This window comes from Gemmatimonadota bacterium (assembly GCA_026706845.1).
Lineage (GTDB): Bacteria > Latescibacterota > UBA2968 > UBA2968 > UBA2968 > VXRD01.
The window spans coordinates 1-11,883 of sequence record JAPOXY010000067.1; the positions used below are offsets into that span (position 1 = coordinate 1).

Consider the following 11,883-nt stretch of genomic DNA (forward strand, 5'->3'; position numbering starts at 1 on the left):
ATTTAAATTCGGGACAACGCGTGAGGCGACAGGCTGTGTTCAATGTAGAGGTGTCGCCAGATCCTTAACTGATGTTACGTAAAAATAGGGAACAAGCGGATCCCTGAACTCAAGGGAGGAGATATGAGATACTTTATGGGTATTCTGATATTTGCGGTCCTGTCCTATCCCACCTCGATGCTTGGACAACCGACACTCTCTGTTAGGGAGGGCCTGAATCTGGCAACCCTGAGTGGAGAGATAATGGATAGGCGTCCAGTGAATGCACGCGCCACCCTCAAGCTGGGTATTTCCGGGACTTTTCCAGTACAGGGCAGATTTGGCTTTCAACTCAATGGTGACTATGTGCAAAAGGGTGCTCATGACTTCTTATACGATTTCATCATAGAAGTTGACTACATTGAGTTTTCTGGGCTAGTCAATATCACACTTATCTCCCCCTATCATGCACCTTCTTTATTTATACTCGCAGGGCCATCAGTAGCATTCAAAGTTAGGAGCGAGGGCGAAGGTCAGTTAGCGAGAAGACACTGGAGAGACCGCTTCGAGTTCAAGACCACAGACTTTGGGATCATTGTAGGACTTGGCACGCAAATGACATTTTCTGAAGCGATGATAATCAAGGCAGAATTGCTATACACCGAGGGCATTCGATCTATTAACAAAACCGCGCCCTATGATCCTAACTTCAATGCAGAAACCAGCATCAAAAACCGAGCAATCTCCGCCTGTGTCGGCCTCGGTTTTCCTTATGGGCGAAGAACGGGAGGTTAAAATGGACTCTGTCATGTCAACATATATTCGCAGGATCCTCGTGGTAGCACTGACTACTGGTGTGATGGGAAGCCCTATATGGGGGCAGGAAGTTGAGACGGCTGTGACCTCATTTGTGATAGGCGGCGTGACACTCCAGGAAGATGTGAAGAATCCCCCCGTGCCGAGTGGCATGCAGAGATTTGAAATCACTATGAATAAACCAGTCGTAACTTTTAACGAATTGAGGAAACCTGAAACTTTGCCCTATTTCGATGGCGACAGCATTGCTATAGCAACTATCACTAAGTACTTTGATATTGACCGAGATTTTATTTCCTATCCTCCTGATCTGATTATAGAAGTTCTAACTGCTCCTGACCTATCAGCCAGTGCGGATGGCTTTACATTAACAGGGACTATCAATTTGCCTGACAGTATGAGCTACCAGGTCCTTATTGGTGAGTCGGATCCAGACCCTATTGATGAACAGCAGCAATATTTCTTTGGGACTTCAGAACTGCCAGATGCTGTTATTTCCGGTGTAGGCACCTTACCTGATGGTTTTACATTGAATAGGGATTCACACCCAGGCGGGGCCGCAATTATTGATCCTGATCGATTTGTGAAAGCTTTCCCATACTATCAAGAATTCGATGATCTGATTCTATTATCTATGGTTCGCATTGCCGATTTCAATGAACAACAGATGTTTGAGATAAAACATGTCCCTGACGGCGCTTATGCTATGATAATGGGAGCGGATCTGCTCGATTCAGTGGGAAATAGGTTTCGGTCACTTACTCCCAGAGGAATCAATCTTACGACAGGTGAGGTCGATTCTACCGAATTTGTTCATGTCATTGGTGGCAAAAGTGTAACAGATTTACAAATGATGTTACAGATAGTACCGCGGGATCCAGAGCCAGTAATTTCTGAAATTCTGGAGGTCAAGGTTCAAAGCTTCAATGCTGAAACAAAATCGTTTGTCATTCAACCTGGCAACCAACAGATACAGATAGATGCTTCAGAGGCCCTGACAGTTTCCCCAGGCCAAATAAGTGCTGAGGAGATCCTCAAGATCTTTTTGTTTCATAATCCTGATGATTTCGCACGAATCATTTTTCCTATTACCGACCTGATGGCAGGAGATACCGTTTCTCTCCTGGGAACATACACTTCTGAAACGATGTTCCAGGCCTTTATAATAATCCGCCATGAATCGCCTCTGGCACGGAATGGTGATATAGATGGTGATGGTGATGTCGATTTCTCTGATTTTATACTTTTTACTTCTGCCTTTGGCACAATTGAAGGGGGAATAGGATACAATCCCGCGGCAGATTTAGACGGGGATGGTGCGGTCGTATTCTCAGACTTTCTGATATTTGCCAGTGCCTTTGGCAAACCCGTGGGTTAGGAGTATGGGATGACACAATAAACAGCCCGGGGGTCAGCCCCTGGGCTGTTTTCTATTTCTCTTAAATGAAAAGAGCGGGCCAGAAAGGACTCGCTCTTTTTTGCTTAAAATGCTTCGGTGTGCTGCGCGAGGCATAATTTAATCCGGCTCGTTGACACCCTTTTGGATTTGGGATATATGGATACCCTTTTGCAACTACTGAGTCTTTATTGGCAATATAAGTTGCATCCTGAACGTGGTGCTTTTGTCTTCGACGCTAAGATCAGTGCGGATTTTGGGATTGCCTTTATTTCTGATTGATATATTGCAAGGGGCTGTAAATATCACCTGTCGGTGGGCTTGTTGGTTGATTTCAACGAGACCGGGAAAAATATTAATCACTGCGCGTTGATTAATCTCGCGAACAATGTCAAAGGAACCGTACTCGCTTATGACGTCCTCAGCCAGGCCACCCACTCGCCTACAGGTCTCGACAGCGGCTTTCACAGAGGAATATTGCTGATTAACAATAAATTTGACAAACTTTTGATCATTTTCAAACCTTGCAAGAGCGTCCAAACCCCACAACTTCCCTTTATAGCTCCCCTTATCTGGTCCCACTTCTACTTTTTTCCATGATTCTTCTGCTCGGATGGATGACGTATGCAAAGTCATCCAAAAGAAACATAGTGTTGCTAAAACCACACTGGCCCTCATAGCATCCTCCCACCTAATACTCCCTGCACCGATTCGTAATCGGCAATCGCCTATCGCGTCCGAATGCGCGGGGTGTAATCTTGATACCTGGAGGTGCCTGGCGGCGTTTGTACTCGTTGATATCAACCGTGCGGATAACCCGCGTGACGAGATCTTCGTCATAGCCCAACGCAATAATATCTTGCAGACTCGTATCGTCCTCCACATACGCTTTGAGAATGGGATCCAGCACCGGATAAGGAGGCAAACTATCCGTATCTTTCTGATTATCGCGCAACTCGGCCGTGGGCGGTCGCTCGATAATCGAAACGGGAATAACGGGATGATCCGACAGACCATTGCGATAATGCGCCAGATCATAAACAAGCGTCTTGTAAATATCCTTAATAACCGCAAACCCACCCGCCATATCGCCGTAAAGCGTGGCATAACCCATACTCAACTCGCTCTTATTCCCCGGCGCCAGCACGAGCGCGCGGAACTTATTGGCAAGCGCCATCAGCAAAGTACCCCGAATACGCGGCTGGATATTCTCCTCCGCAGTATCAGAAGGCAAATCGCCAAACTCATCCGCAAGCAAACCGAGATACTGGTCGAACAACTTTTGAATCGGCAACGTCAGAATGCGAATATCGAGATTCCCCGCCATCTGCAGGGCATCGTTAAACGTACCCTCTGACGAGTATTGGGTCGGCATCGTCACACACACCACATTCTCTTGCCCCAGCGCATCATAGGCAACAGCCGTGACCAGTGCCGAGTCAATCCCCCCGGACAACCCGATAAAAACCTTCTCAAACCCATTCTTCACAACATAATCCCGCGTGCCCAGAACAAGCGCATCGTAAATATTCTTGAGACGCTCATCTGGACGCGGAAAATCGGGTCTCTCAGACGGAGAAAGACAGACAGCTTTAGGGTTCAAATCCGGCAGATCAATAGCCACAGGAGCAGAAACATCGCGTTTCTCCTTGCGCCGACGCGAATCGTGCAGGCGGTTGCGAAAAACAGCTTCAACATCAACATCCGCCACCAACAGATCTTCCTCAAACCGGGGTGCCCGCGCAACAACGCGCCCCTCTTGATCGACAATCAAACTGCCCCCATCAAAAATCAATTCATCCTGCCCGCCAACGAGATTGCAAAAAGCCAGAACAGCACTATTATCCGTCGCGCGCGTAGCAATCATCTGCTCGCGCAACAACTCTTTGCCATCGTGAAAAGGAGAGGAAGAAATATTGATCAGCACCTCGGCATCGCCAGCAAGTGCTTGCTCCCGGGCGGGACCGCCGGGATACCAGATATCTTCGCAGATCGTAACCCCAAACGCAACGCCATTGAGGCGGTACACCCCTGCGGTCTTCCCGGATTGGAAATAGCGGTCTTCGTCAAAGACGCCGTAATTGGGCAAATAGGTCTTGTGATAAACATCGATCAAGCGCCCGTCGCAAGCAATCGCTGCGGCATTGTAGATATCGTCGTGACGATCCACAAAACCGAAAATCGCAGCAATACCCTGCGTCGCCCGAACGAGTTCATTCAACACATCGAGATTGGACTGGATAAACCGGGGCTTAAAAAGCAAATCCTCGGGCGGATAGCCCGGGATCGCGAGTTCGGGAAAAACGACAACATGCGCCCCCAAGTCGCGTGCCCTGTGAACATGGTCAAGAATTTTTTCACGGTTGCCCGCAAGATCACCTACGGTGACATTAATTTGCGATAGGGCAAGGCGAATCACGTGTCCGGTCCTCTAATAATCGGAGTAGAAGAAGTGACGGTAATCGACAATCTCGGCATTCTCTCGCAAATCGGTAAACCAGGCCGCGAAAACCTCCTGGCGTTTTTGTGAAAGCACCTGCTGCAATAACGTCAATTTCGCCGACGCTAAACCCGTCTCATCAACAGATTGTTTTTCTTCTACGCGCAAAATATAAGCCCCGCGGTCAGTCTTGACGATCTCACTCGTCTGACCCGTTGACAAACGAAATGCCGCGCCCACAAAAGCGTTGCGACTGCCCACACTGGGAACAAAGCCCGTGCGCGCAAAAAGCTCCGGCGCCTGAACCGTGAGATTGAAAAACCCGGCTGCCTCTTCGAGGGATTTGCCCGTCTTAATCTGCCCCATCACCTCGGTCAGCCGACCAGCTGCAACCTCGACCTTCTTTTTATTTTTCAAACTCGCCTCAATCTGCGGTTTAACCTCATCCAGAGGCCGAGGACCCGCCTCGCGGATCTCCCGCAAAGCGAAAACGTGGATACCCTGATCATTTTCATAAACACTGGAAATATCCCCCGGAGAACCGTGCAGGAATTTGTTGACCAGACCCGATGTGCTATTGCCCAGCAACGGGAAAAAGCTGCCAGCGGTAATAAACTCCGAATCCTGACTCTGCAAATCTCTCTGATTTATAGCTGCGTCAAACCCGACATCCTCGGCTATCTCTGCAAACTCCTCGGCAAGCACGCGCAAACTATCCAGCGTATCGCGCCCGGGGCGCACCTCGACCAGAATATGCCGCGCGTGAACCTCGAGACTATCCGCCGCGCCGCGCGTCTCCTCCACCTTAATAACATGCCAGCCAAACTGCGTTTTGACCGGCTCGGATATCTCCCCCGCATTGAGCGCAAAAGCCGCATCTTCAAAAGGCTTGACCATGCGTCCCCGCCCAAAAAAGCCGAGATCGCCACCGCGCGGGCCACTTGGTCCATCGGAATACGCTCTGGCGAGCTCGGCAAAATCCTCGCCACTCTTAGCCTCGGCAAAAACCCGATCTATCTCGGCTTTGGCTTCGGCCTCATCGCGTGCGGTCGCTATTTTGGGAAGTGAAATAAAGGCCGCGCGTATGGCGGCATCTTGCTCGTACTCGTCTCGATGGCCTTCATAATAAGTCTGAACCTCAGCATCCGCGACCAGCGCGAGTGAGTCGGGAATGGCATTGACATCAAACCCCACATAAGACACGCGCACCTTTTCGTTGCGCTCGATATACGCCTGCTCGACCTCCGCATCGGTCACTTTGACCGAACCAACAATAAGGGTCTCGAGCTTTTGCGAAAGCAACTGGCTTCGCGCATTCTCTTCGGCAAACAGAACAAACTGCTTCATTCGGGGATCGCTGTACGTACCGGGATCGTCGAGAAACTGATTGTATTTCGCCAGATCAAATGTGCCGTCAGTCTGGAAAAACTCTTGTTGTTGTATCCACTCGGCGGGTTGTGTGCGGTTGATGTGATTGACTTCAGAATCGGAAACAGTAATACCGTATTTGTCGATTTGTTGCCCGAACAGAGTTTGTGTAACCACGCGCTCCCAGGTCTGCGAGATAACCTGGCTGACATCGGGATCTTCATTGCCCTGCGCCTTCGCCTGCTCGAGATCATTTCGGATTTCGGCCTCAAACTGCTTGACAGAAATATCCTGACCATTCACAGAACCGATATTATCACCAATAGCGGCAAAACCCCGACTGCTAAAATCAGCCCCCCATTCAAACACCATAAGGCCGACAAAAGCAACCGCAACAATAATCATCATCGCCTTGATAAAAGTAGCACTACGCATTTGAGCGAGCATTGAAACTATTCCTCCATTATAGAAGCGGTAAAACCAATAAAGATAAGGTTAGGTAATCTACTTGTTGGACTCTGTGCTGGCAAGGTTTTTTTCTAAAAATACAGGCCCATTCAGCTTCTTGACGAGGGTCGATAAAAGGCCTATACTCAATGCGACAAGAGTTAAAATTACTCCCATCCCGGACGCCTGCTCAAAGCATGCAGGCGTGACGACAGGTATAGCGAGTGTCATCGCGGCAGGCTGTTAGCCGCGATCCAGAAGGTCTTTAGCTAACTACCAACCACTGCCCCGAATTCCTACATGCCTCGCCTATCTGCCATAATTTGTACTCTCCTATCCCTCCTCATTACTGCACACGCAGAAAATTATCACTGGCCCATGGATGCCCCCCCGGCATTGACCTCGACCTTTGGTGAATACCGGGGGGGGCGATTGCATGCGGCCATTGACCTGAAAACCTATGGCAAAGAAGGATATCCCGTAACAGCGATTGCAGATGGATACGTCTGGCGAGTCCGCACATCGCCCTGGGGATACGGGCGAGTGGTATATGTACAACTCGACAATGGCCTGTTCGCGCTCTGGGCGCATTTGTCGGGATTTTCCAAACGCATCGAAAAATACGTCCAGCAAGAGCAAGACCGCCGCGGAACATACAGCGTAAACCTGTATTTTCGCCCCGATCAAATCCCCGTCAAACGCGGAGAAGTGCTGGGCTATTCGGGCAGCACGGGCATTGGCGTACCGCATTTGCACTTCGAATTGCGCGATGCAAAACACCGCCCCATCAATCCCCTGCTCCATGGATTCGATATCAAAGACACCATACCCCCAACCATACAGGCGATCGGCCTCGCACCCTTAGACGCAGATGCACGGGTCAAAGGAGGGCACAAGCCAGTGTCACATCGCCTCGTCTATCGAACAAAAGAAAAGATCTTCACACGTTCCGATACCGTGACCGTTTGGGGTCCCATCGGCATTGGCGTGAAAGCATTTGACCGCGCAAATGACTCTCAACTGACAAATCGATTGGCCCCTTATCGCATGCGCCTTCTAATAAACGGCGAAGAGATATTTCAAAAAACCTGTGGGCTATTTGGATACGACGTAACGCGCCACGGAGAACTCGCATATGACTTTTACATGAACCGTCGCGGCCTGGGGCGATTTCACAGCCTGTATCGCAAACCCGGCAACCGCCTGCCTTTCTACAGCGATTACAAAGTGGGATCAGGCGTATTATTTGCGGGAACAAAAACCAACGGTGCGGGACATGAACTCTCGCCGGGCGTACACCGCCTGCAGGTCATTGCCGAAGACGTAAAGGGGAACCGCGCAAAAGCAATCGTATTTCTGCGGGTGCAGAACGCGGATGGGATATCCTCCCCTAAAAATTCACCACAACAAAGCAACACCCCAAAAATAACCAGCAAAATATCCTACTTCCCCACCTTTGCAGTTATCCGCATCTCGGCCAATCGGACACTATCAGAAATACCAACTGTTCGAGCACAACTTTCCAAACAATGGACGCGAACCCTCGCAGTTCAACAGACAGGTTTGAAAACATATCAGACTGTCATTCCATTTGATGAAAAGCACGCCGACGACATAGATGTACAAATTGAGACAAACGGACAAACACAGAAACTGCGGATCACCCAGCAAACCGTCACACAAGACGGCGGAGAAATGCGCTCGGATGACGGATTGGTGCGGGTGCGATTTGAGAAAGAGGGCGTTTACGAAACCCTGTATGGACGCATAGAGTCCGATAGCCTGATAAAGGACAAACGCATGGTGGGAACCGCGTTTCAGATCATGCCCGGAGATGTGGCATTCAAAGGAGCGGAAATCGCGTTTTCATATCCCCAGGACCATCCCAATATAGACAAACTCGGCATCTATAAATGGAACGGAAGAAATAGCTGGACCTTTGTCGATAAGGAACGCGATTCAAAGATAGGTGCTATAACGGGAAACGTGCGAAACTTTGGCGTATTTGCATTGCTCGCCGACACTGTACCCCCCAGAATTGCCAGCATAACCCCCGCCAACGGCACAGTACTCACACAGCGCCAACCCAGGGTTGCGGCTTCTGTATGGGATACATCTTCAGGGATCTGGCGAGAAGAAGATATGATCATGCGCATCGACGGCAACGCGCTCATTGTAGAATACGACCCGGAAGAAAATCGCATCTTTGCCAAACCGCGAAAACCCCTGACGCCCGGAGCGCACAAATTGGAAGTTATCGTACGCGACATCTGTGGCAATGAATCGCGGCGCACCACGGCATTCAGGATCAAATAGCCATGATGATCCCCCTCAAAGACGAAACGCCTTCTGATCGTATCCCCGTATTGATAATCGGCATATTGCTGGCCAACGTGGGCATCTTTGTGTACGCGTGGTTATTGGGCGACATCGGATTTCACGTCTTTACCGCGCGATATGGGGCAATCCCCTTTGAAATAATGCAAGGCACTGACGCAATCTCTCCCACACCCATCCCCTTATATCTCACGGTATTATCGTCGATGTTTATGCACGGCGGCATATTACATCTGGGCGGCAACATGCTGTACCTGTGGATATTTGGGAACAATATAGAAGCCGCACTCGGACGTATGCGATTCTTGTTCTTCTATTTATTTTGCGGCGTGATCGCAACCCTATCACATGTGATCTCCGAACCGGAATCCACCATACCAATGGTGGGTGCCAGTGGCGCAATAGCGGGAATATTGGGAGGCTATCTGGCGGCATATCCCGGCGCGCGAATATTGGTACTCGTATTTTATTTCATCCTTCGCGTGCCAGCACTAATCGTACTCGGTGGATGGTTTGTCATACAATTGCTCAACGCCTCAAGCGCCAGCGGCACAAGCGACGTCGCCTGGTTTGCCCACATTGCCGGATTTGTCGTAGGCTATGTGCTCATGCGGCAATGGAAAAACAAAATCCCTGCCAAAAGAGTATATGAGCAGTGGGAGTACTAAAAGCGGTCAAGGCACACCAGACCCCACACTATCTACATCTCTCGGCGTCGTCCCCAATTTCCATCTGTCTATGAGCCTGCGTATATCTTCGGGATTTTCTATTGGTGGGCCCAGGCGGAGAAAGTTTTCAAGCGCAGAGACAGCACGGACCCTGTCACCCGATTCGTAAAAAAAGAGAGCCAGTGCGCGATAGTGTTCGCCAACGAGTTGCCATGTCTCCGGGAAATCGAGCGCGTACGGAGGCACGCGTTTTTCGACTTCCACGAGAACATCATAAGCCTCTGTGTGCATACCCAGCCGAATGTACGCGCGGACAAGGCCATCAAAGAGAATCAAATAATTGCCGAGCAGGCGACGTGCAACCGGGTCTTTGTGAACCGTACTATCCGCAACGCCGGTGTACCGATAGACCTCGAGCAAATTGTGCCTGATCTTTTCCTCCTCAAACTGCTCGTATCCCCGGGTCCTGACCAGTTTATACCCCATCCCCTCCATAGACAAATAGGGCTTCAAACCCGCCATATTGATATCGGGCACGGTCACGGCAAAATAAATGGGCCGCTTTTCCCAATTGTATTTCACAATGCGCCATATCATCAAAGTATGGGGTTCCAGAACTGGAATCGTCTCTCTGCCCGCGGGATACCCGACTATGGGAAGATCTCCCGCCTCGAGTTTAAGACCTGCTATCTCTACGGCCTGGTCATAATCCCAGGGAAGAGCCCCAAGCAAGTTTTCAATCTCATCATCCTCCAGATCAAATTCAACACCGAGCCTCTTCAACTGTTTAATGTACCACGAAGTCTTGATCAGACTGAGATTGACAATTTGAATATCATTTCGCACGCCCTCAACGCCCTGTAAAAACCACAGGGGGTACGTATCGTTATCCCCATTGGTAAACAAAATGGCATTCTCCTCACAGGTAGCCATAATATTATAGGCATAATCATAAGGCACAAAGTCGCCCGTGCGATCGTGTACGTGATAATTTTTGACCAGAATACCCGATGGCACCAGAAGCATGAGAGCCGCCGCGACCCACGCCAGAGATGGCGTCTTCATCCAGGCGATAAGCCCCGCGGCACCAATCCCCATCCATATACCGAAAAATGTATAAGCCCCCACAAAAATATATTCGCGCTCACGGGGTTCTGGATCGGGCATATTGAGATAGAGCACAAGCCCCACGCCCATCAGGGCAAACATGGCAAAAAGGGAAGCAAAGCGTTTCCAATCCATACGCAGGTGATACACAGCACCGCCAATGCCGAGCGCGAGCGTAATCAGAGAATATTGAATGAACTGATATCGGCTCATATACACATCTACCGCACGGCGAAAAGCTGCGGTAATCCCATCAAAAAACGGAAACTGCTGGAGAAAATATTTGATAAAAATATTAAACTGAAAAGCCCAGGGTTCGGCGCGGCGAGGAAAAACAAGGTGGATCCCGTATTGCTGACGCCCCATAAATGCTTTGAAATTCTCCCAGGTCTCGGGGTCGTTCATATCAATCATGGGATTGAGACCCGAACGAATAAAAAGGGCGAAATACGTGGAAAAACCCAGCGCACCGATGACAGCTCCCAAAACCCAGAACTGGGGGCTGCGCCACTCAGGTCTCAAAATGAGCAACCCAATGATAATAGCACCCGTCAGGAGTGCGGCGACCCCGATGGGAAAAATAATAGATAAGAAAGGATAAAGGGTAAGCCCCACAACCACGAGCACCTGATGCTTGAGGGGTCGGTCTTCCATCAAATCGGTAAAAAGCAGAATGAGAATACCGGGAATGGTGAGCAAACACTGGAGATGTACACCTGCGCCGAGTCCAAAAAGATAGGCAATAAAAAGCAAGAGGCGATCGCTCTTGTGGTCTTTATGCGCTTCATCCCACCGCAGAGCCACCCACACCGCCAGCATGGTAATACACATCGACAGACCATAAACTTCGGCTTCGATGGCGTTATTCCAAAAAGAAAAAGAGAAAGCCGTGCTGAGGGAAGCAACCACACCACCGACGAGAATAGCGACTTGTTGGACAGTATTTTCGCGGTCCAGCCATGTGGAGAGCAAACGGACAGTACACAAATAGATGAGAACAACTGTGGCAATACCAGCAGCAGCCGACAGGAGATTCACGCGAAAGGCGACCTCTCCAAAAGGCAACATGGAAAAGATACGCCCCAGCAAAGTATAGAACGGCGCGCCGGGGGGATGGGGAATGCCCAGAGTATAAGCAGTAGTAATAAACTCGCCACAGTCCCAAAATGCAACAGTAGGTGCCAGTGTCGAGAGATAGATAACAGTCGTGACAAAAAATACCAGACCAGCGACGATCTTATTGCGCTGTCCAAATCCGTTCATAGGGTTTCTACTCGCAAGTATGGGTTCTTACTCCGGAAGGTCTTCGGGTCGCTCAATTTCAA

8 protein-coding genes are annotated in these 11,883 nt (G+C 49.8%); 4 read left to right on the plus strand and 4 right to left on the minus strand.

Translation table 11 applies throughout. The features are described from left to right. Window positions 1–123: 123 nt before the first annotated feature. Window positions 124–774, plus strand: coding sequence for a hypothetical protein (locus OXG87_06555; GenBank protein MCY3869201.1), 651 nt, complete (start codon window positions 124–126; stop codon window positions 772–774). Between the two features lies 1 nt (window position 775). Beyond that, window positions 776–2,173 (plus strand): hypothetical protein, encoded by a 1,398-nt coding sequence (locus OXG87_06560; protein MCY3869202.1) that lies wholly within the window; start codon window positions 776–778, stop codon window positions 2,171–2,173. Between the two features lie 195 nt (window positions 2,174–2,368). Here the strand turns inward: OXG87_06560 and OXG87_06565 are convergent, their stop codons facing one another. The 3 genes from OXG87_06565 to OXG87_06575 are packed head-to-tail and all read right to left on the minus strand — an operon-like array spanning window position 2,369 to window position 6,446. Next, window positions 2,369–2,869: a hypothetical protein gene (locus OXG87_06565; protein ID MCY3869203.1), complete on the minus strand. Its 501-nt coding sequence runs from the start codon at window positions 2,867–2,869 to the stop codon at window positions 2,369–2,371. Window positions 2,870–2,882: 13 nt separating this feature from the next. Then, window positions 2,883–4,610, minus strand: coding sequence for an NAD+ synthase (locus OXG87_06570; GenBank protein MCY3869204.1), 1,728 nt, complete (start codon window positions 4,608–4,610; stop codon window positions 2,883–2,885). 12 nt (window positions 4,611–4,622) lie between these two features. Beyond that, entirely contained in the window at window positions 4,623–6,446 is a 1,824-nt protein-coding gene (locus tag OXG87_06575) for a peptidylprolyl isomerase (GenBank protein MCY3869205.1), read from the minus strand. A 300-nt stretch (window positions 6,447–6,746) separates the two neighbouring features. Here OXG87_06575 and OXG87_06580 point away from each other — a divergent pair, with 300 nt between their 5' ends. Both OXG87_06580 and OXG87_06585 read left to right on the plus strand, forming a co-directional pair. Next, a complete protein-coding gene (locus OXG87_06580; GenBank protein ID MCY3869206.1) occupies window positions 6,747–8,762 on the plus strand; it encodes a M23 family metallopeptidase in 2,016 nt (671 codons plus the stop codon). A gap of 2 nt (window positions 8,763–8,764) precedes the next feature. After that, window positions 8,765–9,451 (plus strand): rhomboid family intramembrane serine protease, encoded by a 687-nt coding sequence (locus OXG87_06585; GenBank protein MCY3869207.1) that lies wholly within the window; start codon window positions 8,765–8,767, stop codon window positions 9,449–9,451. A 6-nt stretch (window positions 9,452–9,457) separates the two neighbouring features. On the opposite strand, the gene OXG87_06590 is transcribed toward OXG87_06585, so the two are convergent. After that, window positions 9,458–11,821: a DUF2723 domain-containing protein gene (locus tag OXG87_06590; GenBank protein MCY3869208.1), complete on the minus strand. Its 2,364-nt coding sequence runs from the start codon at window positions 11,819–11,821 to the stop codon at window positions 9,458–9,460. Window positions 11,822–11,883: the final 62 nt, after the last annotated feature.